The sequence below is a fragment of the Archangium sp. genome, assembly GCF_057119385.1.
In genome coordinates, this window is record NZ_DBNGVP010000162.1 from 29,282 (window position 1) to 50,857 (window position 21,576).

Below are 21,576 nucleotides of genomic sequence, written 5' to 3' on the forward strand. Positions count from 1 at the left end.
CTCAGAAGCTGACGCCCTCGGTGGCGGGGGAGGGGACGGTGAGGGAGAGCCGCTGCGTGGCGGCCTCCTTCCCGTAGAAGGACTGGTAGAGGTACAGGTCCGCCAGCACCTGCTTCACGTACCCGCGCGTCTCGCGGAACGGAATCTCCTCGACGAACAGATCCAGGGGCAGGGCGCCCTTCTCCTTCACCCACTTCACCGCCGCGTCCGGGCCCGCGTTGTACGCCGCCGCCGCGAGCGCCGGATGCGAGAAGCGCTTCATCAGCTGCGACAGGTACCACGACCCGTACCGGATGCTCAGCGACGGCGAGAACAGCTCCGCGGGCGCCGGCTCCGGCTCCGAGAGCTTCTTGGCAATCGCCCGCGCCGTCGGCGGAATCACCTGCATCAGCCCCCGTGCATCCGCGGCGCTCGCCACCTCGGGGCGGAACGCGCTCTCCCGCCGCATGATGGCCCACACGAGAAACGGGCTCACCTGGTAGCGCGTGGCCTCGCTCTCCACCGCGTTGGCGAAGGCGCGCGGATAGAAGGCCGCGAGCGCCTCGGGCACCCGCGCCCCGAAGGCCCGGCCCCACAGGTGTCTCGCCGCCACCGCGTGTGCATGTCCGTACTCACCCAGCCGCAGCAGCGCGTGCGCGAACGTCAGCGCCTGCTCCTGGTTGCGGATGCGCGAGGAGCGCGCCTGCACCTCCTCGGCCGCGTCGCTGAACAGTCCCGCTCCCGTCAGCGCCACCGCCAGCTTCAACTCCGGCGGTACCTCACCCGACTCCAGCTGCTTGGGCGCCTCGGGGAAGCCCGCGGGCGGCTGTCGGCCCAGCTCCCGCAGCCGCTCCGAGGCCAGCAGCGCGTAGTACGAGTTGGGCGCGGTGGTGATGACGGCCTCGTACGCGGGCCCGGTGACGTCCGCCTTGGCGCCCTCCAGCTCATGGCTGCGCGCCGACCAGTAGCGCGCCTGCGGCACCAGGCTGCTGCGCGAGAACGTGTCCACCAGCGTGTCCAGCACCTCGCGCGCCTTGCCGTACTGCTCCAGCCGGATGTGCGCCAGCGCCCGGTACCACAGCGCCTCGTCCCGCTTGCGCGAGCCCGCGTGCCGCTGGTCGAACGCCGTGAAGGACTTCACCGCCTCCTCGAAGCGACCGGCCTGCAAGTCCAGCCAGCCCACGTAGAAGCCCGCGTCGTCGGCCACGCCCTCCCTGGGCCACGTCTTCTCCACCGCGGCCATCAGCTCGCGGGCCTTCGCGTTGTCGTCGCTCTTGAGCGCGCGGCGCGCGGTGACATAGGCGGCCTCGGCGGCCACCGGGGGAGGCCCCTGCCGCGCCACGGCCAGCGCCTGCTCCGCCTCCTCGCGCTTGCCCGTGGCGTACAGCGCCTGCGCCCGCACCAGCGCCACCTGCGCCTTGTCCTGCTTCGTGCGCGCCAGCTTCGCCGCCTCGGCCTTCTCCAGCTCCGCCAGCGTGCGCTTCGCCTCGTTGGCGTCCAGCAGCCCACGCGCCCGCTGCAGGTGCTCGGCGAGCGTCAGCTTCAGCGGCGGCTTCTGCGCCTCGAGCTTCGCCAGCGCCTCGTCCCCGTACGGGTGCGCGGGGTAGCGCAGCGCCACCGTCTTCAAATCCGCCTTCTCGCCCGCGGCATCGCCCGCCGCCTTCCGCGCCTGGGCCCGCTGGTAGAGCAGCTCCGCCGACGGCTCCTCGGTGGCGGCGAGCTCCAGCGCCGGAGCGGCCTCCTTCGCCTTGCCCGCGGCCAGCAGTGACTCGCCCAGCCGGGCCCGCGCTCGGGACAGCAGGGCCGGCGGCCCCTTGTCCACGGCCCGCTGGAAGGCCTCCGCGGCCGCCGCCGCGTCTCCCGCGTAGAAGTGCGCCTGGCCCTGGTAGTACGCCAGGTAGGGCTGGAGCGGCTCGGACACGGCCGCGCCCGTCAGCAGGGTGCGCGCCTCCGCCACGTCTCCCTCGGAGAGGGCGAGCGTCCCGGCGAGCAGGGCGAGGCGGCCCTCGTCGGCGCACTTGGTGCTCCTACAACCTTCCAGGTCCTGTCGGGCCAGGGTGCGCGCCTCGGCGCGGTGCAGCCGGACGGCCTCCAGCGTCGCCGGGGACTGTGCCCACGCCCCCGTACCCACCACCACCGTGAGGAGCCCCGCTCCCGTCCAGCGCCGCATGTGCATCTCCTTTTTCGCTCCCTTCGAGAAAGCGAAGGGGCGGAGAACCTCGGGCCTTGCGCACTCATTCCCACCCTACATCCACTCACCAGGACAGAAAGCGCTTGCTCAGGGTGCGGTTTGACAGCCGGGCCGACAAGCCCTAGATCGGCCACCGCGACGACAGGACCAGCTGTTCGGCAGCTGTCAATTCATTCGCTGCCGGTATTCGTGAAATGAGTGTTACTGCTCTTGAACGGTCCTGGCCCGTTGCGTCAAAAGGGGGCGCTTCCTAGGTTGTGCGGCCGTTTCATCCGCATGACCTGGAAGGTTGCCGAAGTAGGTGACCGCGCGTTCCGGGCCGATGTTGGCTCCATGCGTTCGGGGGGGAAACAGCTGTAGAGGGAGGGCTCCGTTCCATGCTGAAGCCGTGTCCGAGTGATCTGCCGCAGACCATCAACCCCGAGGCTGGCCCGAAGCGGGCCGGTGTCGAGACGCACCGCAATCTCAACTGCAACTACTACGACAACTGCCTCGACGAGGCGGTGCGCCGTGGGTGGCAGTCGTTCACCTGCGTGAAGTGCCCGATGAACCAGCAGGTGGCGCCGCCGCAGATGGGCATTGAGGCCTACGCCACGCAGCGCCGCGCTATCTGAGGCGGCAAGCCGTCACGTGCGGATGGGCTCCCGGCGGCTGGCCGGGAGCCCCGCTCAGCGGGTGGCGGCGTAGATGATGACCATCCAGTACTGCCCCGGCCCGTAGGTCCTCGAGTCTCCTCGGACGACCCCCACGCCCACCTGCGTGTTCTTGCGGTCTCCCAGACTCTTGGAGTCCGGAAGCAGGGAGGGGCTCTCCGCCACATAGAAATCCACCGAGGCGCTCTTCGCGGATTCCAGCGCGGAGAAGACGCGGTCGTGCACCTTGGAGCCGGGCAGTTGCACGCGGGGCTGGTCCAGCTCGAGCGCGCGCCGGGCATGGTCCAGGGCAATCTGTTCCAGCACGGGGTTGCGCTCCAGGGCCGGCAGGCCGCGCGAGGCGCGGTGGGTGGCGAGGGCCTGGTAGGCCTCCTCGCGCGGGTTCTTCGCGGCGGTGGCCGGGGTGACGGTGGAGGAGAAGACCTCGGTGAGCAGGACCTGGTCGCGCCCGTCCACCTTCTGGAAGGTGACGCCGATGCCGGCATGGGTGAACTGGGTGCCGAGCAGGTTGCTGCGGTGGCCGGGGCTGTGCTCGATCCCGAAGTGGGCGGAGAGGGGACCGGAGGCCATGCCGAGGTTCTCGCCGGCGGTGCGGTACTGGGAGCCGGCGGCGGCGAGGCGGCCGCGCAGGTCCGCGCCATCCGGGGCCACGTGGGCGAAGAAGCCCTCGCGCGCCATGCGCTCGCTGTAGGCCTGGGCCACGCCGTTGAGGGTGTCGTCGAGGACGAGCGGCTGCACGCCATGGGCGCGGCGCAGGGCGTTGATGCGGGCGAGCACGGCCTCGCGGGCGTCCTCCACGGTGGTAGGCTCGACGATGCGCTCGCGCTTGCCGCGCGCCTGGGAGGCGCCCACGTCCACGAGGAAGAGCGAGGCGACCTCGGGCCCGCGCTCGCCGCGGCCGATGAGCTCCACGGTGTAGCGGCCGTCGGTGGGGAAGAGGAGGCGGGTGCAGAAGGAGGGGCCGGACTCGCGGGTGAGGGGAGGGCGCTCCACGCGGCCATCGGGGAGGGTGACGTAGACCTCGGACCAGCGCAGGGGCGGCTCGAGCTGGCCGCAGAGGCTCTGGCCGGTGCCGGGTTTCTCGAAGGTGCGGGGGAAGCGCTGGAGGGAGGCCTTGCGCTCGGCGAGCAGCACGACGATGGCGGCGCGCTCGCCGTCCACCGCGGCGCCCACGCCCACGTGGGAGGCGGGCTCCTGGTTGAGGTCCTTGCGGTCGAGCAGGGTGCCCACGGCGTGCTCGCGCACGGAGGCGCGGACGACATAGGAGCGGGGGCTGGGGTCGGCGCCCCCGGCGTCGCTGACGGCCTCGGTGAGGGCGAGCAGCTCCACGGCGCCGGAGGGGCTGTCATCGAGCGCCTCGCGGGCGAGCCGGCGCGCGGCCTGGGTGAGGGAGGGATCGGCCTGGGGGACACGCCGGCCCACGCGCTCGAACTCCTGGAAGACGTGGCGCGAAGCCTGCTGCTCCATGGCGGTGGGCGAGGGAGAAGCGGCCAGGAGGAGGCTGAGGGCGAGGGCGAGCATCGCTAGTCGAGGCGGAAGACGAGGGCGGACACGGCACCGGCGCCGAGCCGGGAGTTGAGCTGCTCGATCAGCGAGGCCTGTTGGCGGGACAGGGTGTGGGCCCACTCGGCGCTGGCCACGGTGACCACGAGGGTGCCTCCTTCGAGGGAGTGGGGCCGGGAGTGCTTGGAGATGTGGGGCCCCACCGAGGCGTTCCAAACCGGGGCGAGGGCCCGTCCCTTCCCGGACTGCTCGGCCAGACGGGCGAGGACGCGGGGGAGGAGCTGGTCGAGGGTCTGCGGATCGCGCCGGGCCATGGGAGGCCAATCATCGGCCGGGGGGCGGGGGGATGCCAACGGGGGAATGCAGGGCACGGGTGTCGGCCGGGTGGTGCTTGCCGCCCCGCCTGCCTTACGGGTGTGCCGGGTCGAGGAACCGGCGCCACCAGCGGCGCCACTCGTCTTCCTCGGAGGCCTTGCCCTGCCTTCGGAGGTGGTTCCAGGGAAATGGCTCCAGCCATGGCTCCAGCACCCGTGCGAGCTCGTGGTAGGCGGGGAGGGGTTGCCCCTGCTCCAGGTCTCCTGCTTCGGGCTCTGGCCCCAGGGTGACGACAACACGCTCGTCGTCCAGGGGCCGCACCTCGGTGGCGGGGGACTGGAGCCGGGCGCGAAGAACTTCGGCCCCGCCCAGCTCACCCAGCACGGGTTGGCCGAGGAAGTTCATCCAGTGGACGCCGTCCACCCGGGTTCCTGGCTGACTGTGAATGTTGGCGTCGCGAAGGTCGAAACCGGGATGACGGAAGATGAAGGGGCGCAGGACCTCGAGGCGGGGCAGACCTGTCGTCGCGATGTCGAGTGCGAGCCCCGTGTGCCCGGAGGCGAAGGGGAGCCGGGAGGCCATGTCGAGGGCGAGCTCACGCACGAAGTGGGCACCTCTCTCCTCGAGGTACTCGGTGGGCAGCGTGGCAAGGAGAACACTGGCCCTGATGGGGGAGGCTTCGCGCCAGGGAATCCGCGCGTGGTAGGTGAAGGAGTAGCCGCTGTCCTGCTCGCCGTAGATGCCGAAGTAGGGATCCGCGCCGTCCTTCAGTGGGGAGAAGGCCTCGTCGCGCGTGGAGTCATCGGCATATCGGCGCTCCTGGGGATGGAGGGTGGCCCGAATGAGCTCCCATCCCCGCTCGCCGAGCTTCGACGGCTCCCAATCGCAGCACGTGTACTCGAACAAGGCGCTGGGGCGCCCCTCCACGGCTCGCAGATAACTGTCGAGGGCATGCGATACCCCCGCGGCGATGTCGAAGTTGTCGCGAGGGACGAAGAAGACGATGCGCACGATGTCTCGTGCGATGAGGCGGTCCCACGCATGCTCGACGGTCCCTGACTCGGGAGTCCATGACGTGTAGGGGATGGGTCCCGGGATTCGAACGCGCGGGTAGGTCGAAGTCATCGGCTCACCGCGAGAGCGAGCAGGTGCCGCACAGGTCGCCGGGCTCGCGCCCGGGGCAAGTCAGAGTGAAGAGAGGACACCGCACACTCCAGGTCATGTCGCGACGACGCGTGCCGGAGTTACACGAGGATGCGGCTTCCTTCGAGTCTGTGGGCCCGGGTGGGTCTACTGGGGGGGAACAGGGCGGCGTTGTCGTGGGTGGAGGGGTGTTCAGGCGTGCAACCTCGCGGAATCCGGGCCAGGCACGGAACTGGCTAAGAGGAAGGCGCGACCTCCGCTTGACAGGCCCAAGGGGAGCCGCTTCCCTCGCCCTGACTGGAGCCGCCGATGAACCCCCCCCTTCGTCTGGCGCTATGCGCCGTCCTCTTGTCGTTCTCGAGTCTCTGGACCGCCTGCGGTGACGCCGGGCCCTTGCCGGAAGCGCCGGTGGACACACCGCGCACGGATGCGTGCCAGGTGGATCAGGACTGCCCGGATCCGGGGCTCTTCTTCTGCGACACGGTGACGTCCACCTGCAAGGCGGCCTGCAAGACGCAGGAGGACTGCACGGCGGCGAAGCGGGGCCAGTACCGGCTCGCGGAGTGCGATGGCAGCGCGCTGGGCTGCCGGTGTGACAGCAACCGGTGCGTGGTGGCGCAGTGCTCGGCGGACGCGGAGTGCGCGGCGGCGGGGCAGGTGTGCCGCAACGGCGGGTGTGGGCCGGCGCCGGAGGCGAGCGCGGTGGCGGCGTGCCGGGTGACGCCGGACTTCGTGGTGGGGAGGGAGGGGACGTTGGCGCGCTTCTCGGTGCTGGCGATGGACGCGGCGGGCCGGGCGGTGGTGGTGCCCTCGGGCGCGGCGTGGACGGCGCTGGACGAGAGCGTGGTGGTGGAGGGCGGAGGCACGGGCGTGGAGTCCGCCTTCGTGCTCTCGGCGGTGACGGAGGGCGCGAGGGAGTCGGTCCAGGCGCGGGTGGGTGGCGCCACGTGCTCGGCGCGCGTGTCGGTGCTGGGGGCGGCGGTGGTGCCGGGGCAGCTGCGCGCGGTGGTGAAGGACGAGCTGACGGGCCGTCCCATCGCGGGGGCGGCGGTGGTGGTGGCGGATGCGGCGGGGGCGGTGACGGCCACGGCCCAGACGGACGCGAGCGGCGTGGTGACGCTGGCGGCCCCGGTGGAGGCGGGGAGCGTCTCCGTGTTCCACGAGGACTTCGGCTACCTCACGGTGGCGCACGAGGGCGCGGCGGGCCCGAGGGACCTGGCGCTGCCGCTGCGGCGCAACCCGACGGACCGGTACGGCGGGTACAAGGGCACCTTCCGGAACATGCCGGTGAGCGCGGACATGCACACGGGGCTGGCGGGGCTGTCGGCGCCGGACGCGGTGACGGACGTGTCGGCGTCGCTGCTGGCGGGACCGGTGCGCGAGGTGGCCTTCACGATGGGCGGCCAGGCGCGCGAGGCGACGCTGCCGGCGGGGGCGTACGTGGTGCTGCCGGGCAGCACGCTGGCGGTGACGGACGTGTCGGCGCAGGGGCTGGCGGGCGTGTGCGGCGCGGCGCCGGAGGGCTCGGCCAGCGCGGAGGAGGCGATGGCGGCGGGGGCGTGCGGCACGCGGACGGCGTGGGCGCTGGGCGGTGACATTCCGCTGAACGCGCTGCCGCTGGTGTCGGGCGGGACGGTGGACGTGGGACAGCTGCTGGCGCAGACGATTCCGCTGCTGCGCACGTTCAGCTCCTCGGTGGTGCGGGACGTGGAGTTCCGGCTGAAGGAGACGCCGCCGGACCCGGACACGGGCGCGCCGGACTATCGGGACCAGGCGCACTTCGTGACGGTGGACCACGACTTCAAGGAGGACCAGCGGATGGGGCTGGGCTTCCAGTTCGCGGTGCGGGTGCCGGCGCTGCCGAGCTACCGGGGGTACATGGACAGCGCGGCGGTGCTGGGCGCGGTGCGGGTGCCGGGGCGGGGCGTGGTGCCGCTGGGCCTGGGCATGGGGGTGAACACGAACCCGGCGGATCTCAACACGGACACGCAGGTGGGCCTGCCGGCACCGGGACTGGTGAGCGTGCGGATGGCGCCCGCGCACCACGGGCTCGAGGGCAGCCCGTACGAGCTGATGATCACCGCCTCGTCCTCGGCGGCCAGCCGCGACGCGACGGCGGGAGCGGCCTCCAGCGCGCTCATCCACCGGACGCTGCGGAAGCTGCCGTTCGATCCGAAGGGAACCACGCCGGTGGTGGTGGCCGGGCCCTTCCTGCCGGTGCCGGAGGGAGCGCGCTACAACTACAACCGGGTGGCGGGGAGAGGACTGGAGGGCCGGCAGCTGCGCTTCCTCGGGGAGCCGGAGCTGCCCGCGGCGACGGTGCTGCGCGCGGTGTTCACGAACCGGGCGGAGCGCCGCTGGGTGGTGCTGATGGACGTGGCGAGGGCCTCGACGGGCGTGCGGCTGCCGTTGCCGCCCGAGGGCTTGGAGGATCGGACGTACTACGGGGACACGGTGGGCTCGCGCTCGCCGATGGGGATGCAGGCGCTGGTGGTGCGCCGGACGGGGACGTCGGCGGGAGCGGCGGTGAACCTGCACGGACTGGTGGAGGCGGATGGGGTGGACCTGGAGCACCTGGGCGAGCTCACGGTGGCCTGGTCGGCGCTGGACCAGGGGCGGCCGCTGGTGACGTGGCTGGAGCCGGAGGAGGACGGCCAGAGCGTGACGAAGGGCTCGAAGGTGAAGGTGCGCGTGCTGGGCTTCCGGGTGGGAAGCGGCCCCCTGGACGAGGGCTCGGTGCGGCTGACGTTCTCGGGAGGCACGGGCTGCGAGGGCTCCACGGTGAACGGGTACGTCGTCGAGGGCCGTGGTGAGGTGGAGTTGCAGTTGCCCACGAGCTGCACGGGAGCGGGGGTGCAGCTCAACGCGACCCTGGTGGACCCGGAGGGAGTGGAACTGAGCCCGCCGGTGACGAGCCAGCGCACCGTGACGATCAACTGATCCCCTCTCTCAACTCTTGAGACCGATATCCCCTCTCCCCTCGGGAGAGGAGCCCCCCGTCGTTCAAAGGGGGGGCAAGCCCCCCGGGGTGAGGGTGCCCGGGCCCCGGGTTGGACCCTGGCGCTGGCTCCCGGGGTTTTCCGGGTGCTACCGTCCTCTCCGGTATGGCGCAGAACGAGACGGTCGTCACAGTCATCTCGAAGATCTCGGAGCGGCCGGTCGATCACGACGCGGCGCTGGTGGTCATCTACGGCCTGGAGCTGGGCCGGAAGTACGACCTCTGCAAGGAGGAGACGCTGATTGGCCGCTCCGCGAAGGCGGAGATCCAGGTGGATCAGGAGTCCATCAGCCGCAACCACGCGTGCATCGCGAACACGAGGCGTGGGGTCTTCATCAAGGACTTGGAGTCGACGAACGGGACGTTCGTGAACGACGAGGCGGTGAAGGGCGAGAAGGCGCTGCACAACGGTGACCTGGTGAAGATCGGGCGGACGATCTTCAAGTTCATCGAGGGGGGGAACATCGAGTCGGCGTACCACGATGAGATCTACCGGCTGACGACGATGGACGGGCTGACGCAGATCTACAACCGGCGCTACTTCGAGGAGGCGTTGGAGCGGGAGGTATCGAGGTCGCGGAGGTACGAGCGGAGCCTGGCGCTGGTGATGTTCGACGTGGACCACTTCAAGCAGGTGAACGATCGGTACGGGCACCTGGCGGGGGACTACGTGTTGAAGCAGCTGGCGTCGGCGCTGAAGACGAAGATCCGGCGGGAGGACGTGTTCGCGAGGTACGGCGGGGAGGAGTTCGGGCTGCTGTTGCCGGAGGTGGACGAGGCGGGGGCGGTGCTGCTGGCGGACAAGGCGCGCAAGCTGGTGGAGAAGCAGCGCTTCGAGTTCGACAGGAACGTGATTCCGGTGACGATCTCGCTGGGGGTGGCGGTGCTGGCGCCGGAGCACCGGGGCCTGGAGGACCTGAAGCGGGCGGCGGACACGAAGCTGTACGAGGCGAAGGCCGCGGGCCGCAACCGCGTGTGCGCGTGAGGCGGCCCTTTGTTGTCTATTAGTCCAGATGGAGTCTCCTCCATAGGACCAATTTTTATCTTGAAGACCAGACTTGCTTGAATTCAAGCCCCCTCAATCCAGATGTCTTCCACAATTCAACGACGTGCTCACTAACAAAAGTGGGACTCACCCTGAGATTCGGGATTTTGAAGAAGTGAACGTCCCGTATGGCGTCTGAGCGGAAGACGTGGCGATTGATTCTCATGATCTGCTTATCGCTGAAGCGGAGTACAGAGGATGCCGCTTCGTCTAATGCATCAATGACACGGGTGGGATTGAAAAGCGAGATGTCTGCTCCATTGCAAGCTATCGGCAACAGCTCGCCGCAATCGCGCATCATCGGTCCGAGCACGTCAGTGGCTCGCGATCTGAACATGAGAGCATGCGACCCAAGCCATGGCGAGTCAGACTCCAAGAGTTTCCGTCCCTCATCCTCTCGGATTATCCGCATGACAATGGGCTTCCAACTTCCCACGCGGGGCAAACCGTTGACTTGGACGTTGATGTTCTCGAAGTCGTCTTGATTGATGGGATGGCAGAATTCATAGCCATCCAGTAAAGATGGTATGTAGACAGATATTTTCTTCTCTTTCATTAGAGTCCTCCCGTCAAGAGCGCTTGCCTAATCGCGCTAAGTACTTCCAGGGCCTGCTCCCGAGTTGTAGCCTGACTCAGCATTCCGTTCACGGCATCGTAGTACGCTTGAGTGTGCACTGTAGAATGGACAGCGGCTCCAGCCGCATTTGCTGAGGCCCGGTTAGCAGGTAGGAACACTCCGTTGGCCGCATCATTGATTCCTATACCAAATCTCTGAAGCACCGCTCGTGCCGGCGCAGCCGAACTGGCAGAACCAGCAACGATGTGATGGGCGGCCGATTGTGTTGGCCGTACGATGCCCGCAGCTTCAAGTGCCGCACCCAATGCTTTCGATGAAGGAGCTACTGCTGAACCAGCAGCTCCAGCGCCTGCCCGAGTCGTCAATGAGAGCGCTGCTCGTGGAGCATTTATAGCAGCTGAAGCGCCGAGGCTTCCTATGATTGAGATTCCCCCGTCAATCATCTCGGCACTATGAGGATCAACACCCGCAGCTTGCATCGCTTTACTGGTCAGCGAGCTTGTCTGTTTCCCTGTGATGAGTTGCTGCAGTCCTGAGGCTGCGACATCCGCCCCATGGATGAACACCGCCCCGCCAGCGACTGCGCCAACGCCGGTCCAAGATGTGGCGACTCCTACGGTTGCACCCGCAGCCGCTTCCGCAAGCCCACCGACGAGCTTGAGTGCCCCCATGGCACGATCCCAACAACAAGCACTACGGCCATCCGGATCCACGAACTTTAGTGGGTTGTTCGCCGCGTATGTGTATGTCGCTAGATTGAACGGGTTGTAGACACCGCCAAGCCCTTCCCCATCAATGTACCCGGTCGCTGCTGGATCTGTGCTTGCCCACAGCCCGACCCGTGGGTCGTAATAGCGCGCGCCAAAGTAATACAACCCAGTCTCTTGATCCAGTTCCTTTCCGCTGAACAGATGTGGCAGTCGCTCGGTATTCGATCGCTGATCGACCCACGGCTCGCCGGACGGGAAATACTGCATGTGCTCATAAAGCTCTCCCTCTGTATCCGTTACATAGCTCGTGCTGCCGATATGATCAGGGTGGTAGAAATATAGGAAATTCGTGTCCGGCATTCCATCGTCCGGCATTTCGCTCGGCACTTGGTAATGCGGGTTCATTTCCACATTGCGGCCGTGATTATGGCCATTCGCCGAGCGATGCTCCCACCACTTGCCTAGCATCACGGAGACCAAGTCATGCTCGTTCGGCCTCACGTGCGCATCACCCGGTGACAGCTTGGATGCAATGCGCGTCGTGCCTACATAGACATGCTTGGTTCCCACTGACCGGTTACGCACGGTCCATTTATCATTTACATAGACGGTTTCGCCCTGTGCTCCGGTCTTGATGATCCGGTTCCCACCATGGTCGTAGACGAAGCGCGTAGTCCGCCCATTATCGGAGAGCGAGCGGACGCGGTCCTCTTCGTCCCACATGATTGTCCGCCGTTGTCCGTTGAGGTCGTCGTCCCACCCGGTCTGATTTCCGTTGTCGTCGTAGAAGAACGTCCGGTCACCGATGTGCGTTGCCGCATGCGGCTTGGCCGATCCATATTCATAGGCCCATGAGTAGGTGGTTTTGTGCTGAACGATGTCCTTGCTATCACCGCGATTTCGGATCCAATGCCGCTGATCCTTGTTCCGGATGTTATGGATATCGTCGTACTGCAGCGTGTATGTGAACTGGTTTTTCTTCCCCGGCGGCTGGAGCCACGTACCGCTCGCGCTGGTCAACCGGTACAGATCATCATAGGAGAAGCTTTGCTCAACCCGTCCGCCGTACTCATTCGGCCTTGTATTCGGAGCGTCGTTGAGCAGACTGGTGACATTGCCGACCTTGTCATAGCCGTACTTGGATCGCTGGAACTCCCCGGCTGCCAGGGTATCAAGCCGACGGCTCCGTGGATCGTAGTCATAGTGCGTGCGGATGCCGTTGCCGGTCTGCATGAACTCCCGCTGCTCGAACCGGTCGTACTCCAGTCTAGCCATATATGGGAACTGCACCCCCAACTTGACACCCTCCACCCCGCGTACCTGTCCGCCCGAGTCATAGGCATAGGTGAGTACCTCTGTATCCGGGTAGAACAGTTGTTGCAGTCGACCCCATGTATCGTACAGATACCGTGTCACGTAAACTTCGGGGCTGTTGGTGCTATTGCCCATGGTATGGCTGTCGATGCTGCGCCGCTCGTAGACAACTTCACCGAGCGCACCGTATCGCCGTTCCTCGAAGCCACTATTGTCGTCTACGCGCACGATACGGCCCACGCGGTTGCCGCCCTGTCCGTAGAGCGAGGTGTCCCCCCAGACATAGGTCACATTGTTGTCCGAGAAGCGCGGATATCGAATTTCTATCAGGTGCGTAAAGTCATACCGGTACTCGATTGCACCACCCTCTCGTCGCAGGTTGGGCGTGATCCGGCGAATGAGATTGCCAGCCGAATCGTAGGCCAGTTCGATATGCCCGCTGTCGGGATGGACCACGTGGGTACGTCGGCCAGCAAGGTCATACTCTGACCGGGTGAGATTGCCTGCTGTATCGATCACGCGCCGGAGTTGTTGCAGCGGATCATACTCGTAGTGAGTGGTGAGCCCCCGTCCATCCAGATACTCAACCCCAGCCCGGATATTTCCTCGCGCATCGCGGTAGGCATCACGGCGATTGTCCTCGGCGTCGGTCGTGGTGGTTAGAGCCCACAAGCCGTCATCCGAGAGCGCTGGCACCAGCGAATAGGATAAAAGCATCCGCGTCTCATCAGGCAGCAGGATCTTGAGCTGGCGGTCAAGCAGGTCATAGGTGGTACGCGTCGGCGGTGCGCTGGTATCCACGGAGTGGCTGAATGCTTGGTTGAGCGCCGCGATCTTGGGCTCCTCGGTGGGATACCACTGCGCCACCACGCGGCCCCATGGGTCAAGGTGTCTGCGACCCGACACGATCATTGCGTCCTGTGCCGGAGCGCTCACCCCGCGATGCAGGGTCGCGTCTTTTTTTGTCTGGATGGAGCGCGCGAGACCATCCACGAAGAGCACTGTCTCGATGGGGTCAGCCACATTGCGGAAGACATCCATGTGCGCGGTAGCCGCGAAGGGCACTGTCGCGTCGGGCTGGTACGTGAACCGGAGGGCGTAGTCGAGCCCTCTCTCTAGTTCGTAGGGCCCACGAACACGCGCGACGCGGCCAAAGTCGTCGTAATTGGTGAGGACCGGGCTGCCGTTGATGTCGGTCTCTCGCGTGGGTGCACCAAAGCGCAGATCATGATCGGCCGTGGAGTAGTAGCCGAAGCTGTCGTCAATGCGGACTATATGGGTTTGCACTTCGGAATCGTAGGTGTAGCGGAGCTGGTAGCGCTGATTGTTGTGGTTGGGCGGTGCAGTCACGCTCCGCAGGTTGCCATCGTCGTCATAGGTGAGGTCGGTCTGCGCAACCGTAGTGCCGTCGAGGGAGACTCGGATCTGGCGCATGTCGCCTGTGCCACTGGCGCAGTCCACACTCGCCTCGCGCTTGCGCAGGAGCGCGCCAGCCGCATTGCGCACGGTGATGCTATCTGCCGTGCCTATGATGTGATGGGTACGACAGGTCGAGTGTCGGCCCGTGTACTGGATCTCCGCCCGGTAGTCGTCGCTCGCTCCCGGTCCACCCGCGTCGTAGAGCGCGATGACGTTGCCATAGCCATCGTAGTCCTGGGTGGCGAAGGTATGGATGGACGCGCTGGGATTGCCTTCATGACGGTAATGGTGTTCCTGCACCTGTGCCGGGAACACCGCCTCGTGGTGCGAGGCCTGAGCGGGCGTGAGTACGCGACCGTTCTCCACATCGCGGAGTTCGTACTGATAAGTGGCGCGCTCGAACACGGCGCCGTCTCCAGCTAGGGTGCGCGTGGCAGCCAGGAGGCCGCGCTGGTGGTAGCCGCTATTGTGATACTCAAGTTCCTGCCGCCGGTAGACGGGCAGGGCACTCGTGGACGAGACGCCATTCCAGCCACGCGTATCCAGCGTCTCTACCTCGATCTGGGCAAAGCCATAGAACTCTCGCTCGTAGCGGTCGTAACGGCCCCCGGCGGAGCGGATGCGCTGTAGAGTGTAATCGGTGACCTGTCCGAGCTCGGCCGAGTCGGCTTGGCCATCGTAGACCTTGACCTCACTCAGGGCCCAGCGGCTGTGGGGCATGTCCTGGGTGTTGCCGCTGCGCTCGTAGTCGAGCCAGATCTCGGCGCCCAGGGGACGCTTCACGTGGCGCAGGAGGTTGGTGCGGCCCGTAAGGTTGCGTGCCACCGAGATCTGGTGCGGATTGTCGGAGAAAAGTTGATCCGGGTAGCCGTCGCCGTTGATGTCTTGGAGGTTGTTCGTGGGCCGGCTGACGGACTCGCCGAAGTCGGCGCCCGGGTTGATGATGAAGCTGATGGGGGTGGGGGGAATGGGGATGATGATCGAGAAGTAGGCGCCGCCTCCCAGAGTGGTGGATTGACTCCTGGAGATATCTCCACCCGTGCCGCCACGCCAACTCACCGGGGCCGAGGCCATGCGATGCCCCAGGTTGAACCAGACCCGCAGCCCATCAATTGCCTGCTCGGCGCAATCGATCAGTCCGTCGCCATTGATGTCGAGCAGGGAACCGCCGCAGCTGCCGCCGCCTGCCTTTTGCGTCCCTGAGTCGCTTCTGCTGCCGTTGATTCCACCCCCGAAACCGTAGTTACCGGTGTTGAAGCTGATGGATGCACCGGCGTTCACCTCCTGGGTGTTGCCCTCATGGATGACCGCTTGTCCCCACGGCTCGTTCGCGGCGAACCGGTATCCTAGGTTGAGCTCCACCTCCAACCCTTCGCGGCCTTTGCGCACCCGGTCGGGCAGGCCATCTCCGTTGACATCTATGAGGTCGGCTTCGGAGGTGCTATTGCCCTTGCTTGCGCCCACGTTCAAAGCGAACCCGATGGGCTGCATCTGCTGCGTGCTGGCGGAGCCGCTCGGGGCCTTACCAGCACCGCCGCCGAACAGACCGCGCGCGCTGGAGACGGCGCTTGCGATGTTGCCTCCGATGCCAAACGTCGAGTTCCCGGTGCTTGAGGTCCGCAGATCGCGTTGCGGCACCCCATGTTGTTCGGCCAGGACTCCGAGGGGAGAGGTGTACTGGATGCGTGCCGGCGACACGACATCGGGAAAGCCATCGCCGTTCATGTCGAGGAAGTCGAGCAGGCTTTGGGACTCTCCTTCGGCTACGGAGGCAGATGCAGGACCGGCTCCGGCGCCCAGAGCCGTGTTGCGCGAACGGGAGATGCGCGGCACGGCGGCTGCTCCCGCGAGCTGGGCCGGAGTTGGCAGCCGCGGCATGGGACCACCCAGCCGCGTGGTCGCCATCTCGGTCGCCGTCACGTAGATGAGCTCGTGAGGCCCTTGCCAGTGCGCACCTCGCACGGGGCTACACTCAAAGGCATCTTCTGCGGTGTAGCGGCAGGGCATCGTGTCCGGCGTGGGCAGGAAGGAAAACGCCGTCATGCCCTTCTGGGCGAACTGACGCGCCATGTCCGGGGCCGCTTGTTCGTCGAGGGTCTCGCTGCCGTCGAAGAGCGGTGGGGCGTCTAGCTCGTCGGGTGGAATGGGCTGGTCACCCTGTGAGCCAGAACCGTTGTAGCCACCGTAGGACCAGCCTCGATACGCCTGCGAGAGTCGGCTCGACCTCGCTACGCCATAGTTGATGGTCGGGAGAGTGAAGAGACCATAAGCGGCGGAAGTCTGGATGGTGGCGAGCAGAGCCGGGTTGCTGACGGAGAAGGAGAAGAAGACCGGCTCGTTGGCGGTGACTGGCACGGCCAGGCTCATCGGGTGGTTGCCACCATTATCGATGGTGACCTGGGCCTTGCCGAGCAGACGACCCTGGCTCTTGGCCGTGAAGGTGACGGTCCCCTTGTGGGGGGTGCTCCCCGCCTTGACCCAGGCCATGACAGGGAGTGTATGGGTGAGCGTGGACACATACGCTGGTGCTGGGGTCTCTGGCGCCCGCAGCGAATACGTCACCAGATCATAGGGCAGCGGGATGTCCAGGAGCGGCTTGCCCTGATGGTCTACGACAGGCAGCGTCCGCCCATTTTCGTCCCGTGCGGTCACGTATCGCAACCACGGGCCATGTCTGACTCCACTGTAACCGCTGTTCACGGCCTCGAAGTTCAGCGCGGTCAGATCGATGGGCGAGTCGGTGTGGATGCGGAGCGCGACGGCGCTCTTGGCATTCACCCGGAGCGTCTCGTCGAAGTTGAGGGTGGTCTGCGATGTGGCGGAAAGCACCCGGGAGAAGGCCGGGACGCCATCGACCAGGAGCGAGAACGTGACATGGTCGGAGGTCTCACGCAGCTTGGTCAGCCGACCCGAGACCCGTACAGCACCGGCGAAGGGTACGGTCATGCTGGTGCCGACACGACCGGCGAGCGTGAAATCGGCTGCGGCATCGAAGCGGTGGATGTCGAGGCGGTTCTCGTCCTTGGCGGCAGTCTGATCCAGATACTGGACGACAGGACTCCAGAGCACCCGGTCATCCCACTCGTTGTCCCGCCCATGGATCCGGAAGAAGAAGCGGTCGCCGGCAGCGACATCGACCTCCAGGGCAGGTTGCTGCGGCTGGGTCTCCGCGGGGCCGAAGTCGTGGGTCCAGAGCCGTGTGCCCTCGTGCTCGATCGAGGCACGAAGTCCATCCCCACCGGGGCGCTGAGCCTTGGCCAGCCGGACCTCGCCCGAGATGCGCACATGGCCCGCATAGGGGGCTTGCCAGCTTCGGATGGTGTCCACGGGAGGCGCATGCTGATCGAGCTCGACACGGAGCTCGGGATCCTCGAAAGACGCTGGCAGCGCGTCGAGGGCCACTGCACTCGCTCCAATGCGGACGGGGGTACCACTGCTGTCGCCAGGGACGAACCTCGGCAGGCCATCCTCACTCAACACGTTGAAATAAACAGTAGAACCGGACACCAGATCCACGAAGCCATCGGCGTTGACGTCGGAGAGATAGGTGTCCTGCTCCGCGGACGAGAACGCCATGTTCGCGTGGAACTGGGCTGGGACGACATACGCCTCGGGACCAACGGACAAGCGCATCGTCGAGCGCTCGTGGGAGAGAGCTGGCAGGCCGTCAACGGGAAGCGCTGGTGTCGCGAAGAGCGGCAGACCCCCAGGGCCCGACTGATTACGGTTGAAGTAGAAGCCACCGCTCCCGCTGCGGAAGACTCGGTCGGCCAGGCCGTCGCCATTGACATCCACAAGCGCGACCCGCCCATTGCTGTCATCGGCCCGTCGGCCCACTTTTGCACCGACCGATAGCCACTTGTCCGCACCGAAGGAAATACCGGTGTACAGGTGACCACCGAACGATCGGGTCCGCGAGCCGCCCAAGGCACTGGCATCCGCTTGCCCGATGGAGCCGTAGAACCCGTCTGGCAGCACGAGCCCGGTATCGGGCTTTTCCGCCCCAGCATTCCAAGGCTCCACCAGAGCAAAGCCGCGGTAGATGCTGCTCGTCTCGGTCACCTCGTCGAAGTAGTCGAAGCTGTGCACGTTGCCAGGAAACGGCCGGTTGCCCACACCGAACTGGGTGAGCTGCCGGAGCCGACTCTTGCCGAAGGGCCCCTGATCGTACGTGAGCTGCCAGGCGCGCACGAGGGTCTGGCGGTAGTAGACCTCGATACGGCGCAGGCGCTCGCTGGTTACCTGCTTGAAGCCACCGCGGCCACTCACGAGGAGATCCGGGCGGCAGCCAGTCTGCCCCTCACTCGTGCACGCGGGCTCACGCAGGAAGACAACGCGGTACGGCGCCGTGGTCTCGCCCTCGCGCAGGGTGTAGTGCGCCGAGGAAAGGTAGAGGTCTCGGCCAGGGACTTGGCGCGGGGCGGTCCAGGTAACCGTGTCGTAGTCGAAACGCACGCTGTTTCCGTGGGTGTCACGCACTTCGCGCAGGCCCCAACGGAAGATGTTACCAGCATCATCGGTCAGGCAGGCCTTGGAGTCCCTGCCAGTCTCGGGCGTACCTCCATAGAAGGTGCGTGTGCCCTTGCGGTCGGTGACCTCCCACCAGTAATTGCTGGGGCTGTTCCCGTGGCGCACGATGCGCTGGAAGGAGCCCTCGATGCGAGGATGGAACAGTTTGACGTCTTCGCCACCCATGCGGGTGGTGCCCTGGGCGCGGGGGCGTGGCTGGGCGCGGTGCGCGGTGGGCGAGAGCTGGGCACCGTTGAGCACATAGGTTTCAGTCTCGAGCGCGGCGTCGTAGCGCGGAACGCCCCAACGCGTCTCGGCTTCGATGACTGAGGCGCTCATGTCCCAACCAAGGCCCACCCAACCGTTGCCGCGTGCGGAGTTGTAGCCGAGCGCGAAAGAGGGTTGGACACCCAGCCGGCCAGGCGGAAGCTCCAACGGGTAGTTCAGTGCCGCATCACCACGGGAATTTGGTTGCGGCGGAGCAATGAGCTGGATGCCCGCAGCAGGAGTGGCGGCTTTGATGCCCTTGAGGCGATTCGGATCGAAGGACGTGATCTGTGGGTGCTCGGGTGCCACCACGATGGCATTGATCATGATGGTGAAGTGATCCGTGAGACTCTCGACCACTTGCTTGTCGTGTGCGACCCTGGCACGGGCGAGCGGTTCCCAGCGCTTCAGGGTTTCGTCGTAGTAGAAGGTCTGGATGTTTTCGGGCACGTAACCCGGTGGAATCAGCGAGGCCTGATAGGGCAAGGTGACCTTCAGGGCGTCGTCGAAGAGTTCGCCGTGCGGCTGGAACTCGTAGGCGCGCCGGGCAGGCGCGGTGACGTTGATGAGGCCGGGATCGAGCGCGGGGAGCGCGTTGGAATCGAGCTGCTTTAGTGAGACACGCTTGCGCCCCTTCATGGCGGTAGAGGGGATGTCGACGGAGACATGGGTGCCGAGCGCGATACGCTTGGACTCGCCAGGTCCAACCTCGGCATCGGCGAGCTGCCCTACCTCCCCAAAGCGAGCGCGGCGCTCGTGCACGGTGAGGCCATCGTCGAGCGCGGGATCACGTGTCTCGGCTCCAGGCATGACGCCAGCGTCATGTTCGAGCACGAACTGGCGGGTGAAGGAACTGCCGTCGGCGAAGCGGGCGGTGATAGTCACTGGCCAGTCATTGCCGGGCCCGGAGCTGCGACGAAGCATGGACGCGAACATGCCCGTCGTGGTGTCCGTGTCCTTGCCATCAATGCTCACGCGCACGCCACCGCTCACGTGAGAGGGTGCTCGGGCCCAACCATCCACCCACGCCTCGTGGCCGAAGTGCTCGCGGGCCGAAGCGAGCACGATGCGTGGAAAGTCGATGCGGCGGCCAGCTCCCGATCCAGACACACGCAGTTGCGTGACCGTGACATCGGTGGAAGGACGCAGGCGAAGTCCAGCACAGCGCATGCGGCCCGCATCCTTGACGGCGTAGACGGACATGCCCGTGCCCTCCGCGACGACCGAGGTAGGCAGGTCATGCGCCATGGCGGCCGCGTCCACACAGCGCAACGACCATGTCGTGCCCACGCCAGAGGCGATACGGATAACGTCCGGAGCGAGCCAGCGCTCGAAGGCGACGACCAGTTCCTGGCCGGCGGGGACCGGGACAGGAGTGCCGCCGTCTTGGAGCAACGACATGGCCCCCTGTGTGGGAACGCCATCGAAGGGTCCTACCGAGATCGATTCGATGGTGTTGCTGCCGTGGTCGAGCTCTGCCACAAGCTCGACCACGCCAAGCTTGACCATGCCGCGAGCCTCGCCAGGCAAGCAGAACTCGAGCTGGTTGCGGCCAAGCTGTAGGTTCTCGATATCAATGGGATGGACGAATGCCCCTGCATCACTGGTCGGTGGCGGGAGCCAGAAACCGCGCTTCACCGGTCCACCGTTGACCACGCGCGTCAGGACCAGTGGGCGGAACACGCCCTCGGTGCGGTAGCGCAGCCAGGCGCGCCGGTATGCCCCCGGGTGGCGCGCGAGATCGAACGAGAACGTCACGCAACCCGGGAGACCTCTGGTCGGCTCCCGGCTGAGTGCCGCGTCTCCGCTCGCTACGGGCAGCACATCCGCAAGGGCTTCCGCGGGTGTATCGCTTCCTGGGGCTGCGGCTGGCTCCCACGACAGCGGCAGCGGTGTCGCCGTGCCCCAGAGTTCCACCTCGGGTACGGCCGCTCCGGCATTGCCCGAGAGTTCGAAGTTCAGGGTGACACGTGTCAGATGCTGGGGCTCATGGAGGAGGAATGTCGTCCACCCCTCTGGCAGGGTGGCCAGCTCATGGGGGCCCGAAATACGGGTGCCTTGTGCATCGATCAGCGAAAGGCGGTAGGGGCTCGGGCCGAAGACCTTGAGCGCGGCAAGCGCAGCATCGCCGTCTAGGCGGGCCACGACGTCTGCTTTTCCTGCATTTCCGGAGGGACTCCAACCGTTCGCGGTGTCGCGGTCGAAGAGTGCCCAGGTCGTGTGGTCTGCGACGGCTGTCTCCAGCGTCAAAGGCGTAAGCCTCCGCGCTCCCATCTCCTCACCTGTGGGCAGTGTATCCTCCCGATTCTGGCAGGACAGGACGCTAGCCAGAACCGCCGCAGTTACCACGGCTGTGAAGGATTTGAGTGGAGCAGTAACGCCATCTCGGCGAATGGGCATGCGGTATCCCGAAGCTTCTGGGAGAGAACCCCAGTTTGGTACGATGTTCTCCTAGATTAAGAATCAGTCCGTCAATGGAGTTATTTGTGCGCGTGCAGGCTACCTCATCCACCGTTACACTTTTCGGGGTCATTTTGATCGGCAGCCTGATGGCGAGCTGCACGAGCGAACCGCCGTTCCAGCGTGGGACGGTTGGAGAGAGTTGCCGGGCACGCAATGATTGCGTGGTGGGGCTTGCCTGCCTCAACGAGAAGTGTGTTCCAGACAGCCTAGATGTGAGCGTCACCGGTAGAGCGTGCTACCGGGTCGAGTGTGGGACCGATGCCGAGTGCTGTGCTGATTTCGTGCCCTCGGCGAGTTGTGCCTTATACGAGGCGGACTGTCAGTCCAATCCGAACAATTGCGAAGCCTTTCTCACGTATTGTCAGCCCATCATATTCATGACAACTGGCCCAACTCATGCATGAGAGCAGGAACCAGGGGCTCTTGTGAGCGATTTCGAGCACAGAACAGACGTCGGCCCTCCCGGGGGCGCGGGTAGCAAGCAGGACGG

At 66.1% G+C, this 21,576-nt stretch carries 9 protein-coding genes; 3 read left to right on the forward strand and 6 right to left on the reverse strand.

The genetic code is table 11. The features are described 5' to 3' along the window. Window position 1: 1 nt before the first annotated feature. Window positions 2–2,149, reverse strand: a complete 2,148-nt coding sequence (locus AC16DP_RS39295; RefSeq protein WP_329729738.1) for a lytic transglycosylase domain-containing protein — start codon at window positions 2,147–2,149, stop codon at window positions 2–4. Window positions 2,150–2,550: 401 nt separating this feature from the next. On the opposite strand from AC16DP_RS39295, the gene AC16DP_RS39300 reads away from it, so the two are divergent. Continuing rightward, window positions 2,551–2,784 carry a hypothetical protein gene (locus AC16DP_RS39300; protein ID WP_329729765.1) on the forward strand — a complete coding sequence of 78 codons (234 nt, stop codon included), beginning with the start codon at window positions 2,551–2,553 and terminating at the stop codon, window positions 2,782–2,784. Window positions 2,785–2,838: 54 nt separating this feature from the next. Here the strand turns inward: AC16DP_RS39300 and AC16DP_RS39305 are convergent, their stop codons facing one another. From AC16DP_RS39305 to AC16DP_RS39315, 3 genes are all read right to left on the reverse strand, one after another. Continuing rightward, entirely contained in the window at window positions 2,839–4,344 is a 1,506-nt protein-coding gene (locus AC16DP_RS39305; RefSeq protein ID WP_329729737.1) for a CAP domain-containing protein, read from the reverse strand. Between the two features lie 2 nt (window positions 4,345–4,346). Next, complete coding sequence (locus AC16DP_RS39310; protein WP_329729736.1) at window positions 4,347–4,640, reverse strand: DciA family protein; 294 nt, start codon at window positions 4,638–4,640, stop codon at window positions 4,347–4,349. A 94-nt stretch (window positions 4,641–4,734) separates the two neighbouring features. After that, entirely contained in the window at window positions 4,735–5,652 is a 918-nt protein-coding gene (locus AC16DP_RS39315) for a type VI immunity family protein (protein WP_329729735.1), read from the reverse strand. A 441-nt stretch (window positions 5,653–6,093) separates the two neighbouring features. On the opposite strand from AC16DP_RS39315, the gene AC16DP_RS39320 reads away from it, so the two are divergent. Both AC16DP_RS39320 and AC16DP_RS39325 read left to right on the forward strand, forming a co-directional pair. Then, on the forward strand, window positions 6,094–8,724 hold the full coding sequence (locus tag AC16DP_RS39320; protein ID WP_329729734.1) for a carboxypeptidase regulatory-like domain-containing protein: 2,631 nt from the start codon (window positions 6,094–6,096) through the stop codon (window positions 8,722–8,724). 164 nt (window positions 8,725–8,888) lie between these two features. After that, window positions 8,889–9,767 carry a GGDEF domain-containing protein gene (locus AC16DP_RS39325; RefSeq protein ID WP_329729733.1) on the forward strand — a complete coding sequence of 293 codons (879 nt, stop codon included), beginning with the start codon at window positions 8,889–8,891 and terminating at the stop codon, window positions 9,765–9,767. Between the two features lie 55 nt (window positions 9,768–9,822). On the opposite strand, the gene AC16DP_RS39330 is transcribed toward AC16DP_RS39325, so the two are convergent. Both AC16DP_RS39330 and AC16DP_RS39335 read right to left on the reverse strand, forming a co-directional pair. Continuing rightward, window positions 9,823–10,383: an imm11 family protein gene (locus tag AC16DP_RS39330; protein ID WP_329729732.1), complete on the reverse strand. Its 561-nt coding sequence runs from the start codon at window positions 10,381–10,383 to the stop codon at window positions 9,823–9,825. Beyond that, window positions 10,383–20,873, reverse strand: coding sequence for a SpvB/TcaC N-terminal domain-containing protein (locus AC16DP_RS39335; RefSeq protein WP_329729731.1), 10,491 nt, complete (start codon window positions 20,871–20,873; stop codon window positions 10,383–10,385). Before AC16DP_RS39335 ends, AC16DP_RS39330 begins: the two co-directional genes overlap by 1 nt. Window positions 20,874–21,576: the final 703 nt, after the last annotated feature.